Annotated in this window: 1 protein-coding gene; it reads left to right on the top strand. The window is 60.4% G+C overall.

Features of this window, described 5'->3' with window-relative positions; all coding sequences use genetic code 11:
• Window positions 1–78 precede the first annotated feature (78 nt).
• The coding region (locus tag AC0IW9_RS30490) for a hypothetical protein (protein WP_471652056.1) at window positions 79–316 on the top strand (238 nt) is incomplete at its 3' end.

Genomic DNA, 316 nt, shown 5'->3' with positions numbered 1-316 from the left:
CTGCTAGCGTCTTGTCCTCAAGGATGCGACCGCTTAGGGTGAGGGGCATCTGTTCAGTCGGTTTTGCAAGGATTGCTTATGCCTACGCGCGCGCGTCGCCCGTACGACACCGAACGCGCCCAGGCGGCGGTGCGTTTGATCATTACGCCGATCACTGTCAGCTACATGTTTTGGGTGTATTTCCAATCCATCATCGACCGTGAGCTTGCCTGGCTGGTCGCCTGCTTCGGTTTGTTGTTCTTTGCGCTGTCGTTGCTGCTGTGGTGGGACATCTGCCGGCGGCCCGGCGAGCACCCGGTGCGGCGCGCCTTTACGC

Source organism: Belnapia sp. AC561, assembly GCF_979252845.1.
The sequence above is the reverse complement of the archived record's forward strand: the minus strand, read 5'-3'. Positions and strand labels throughout refer to the sequence as shown.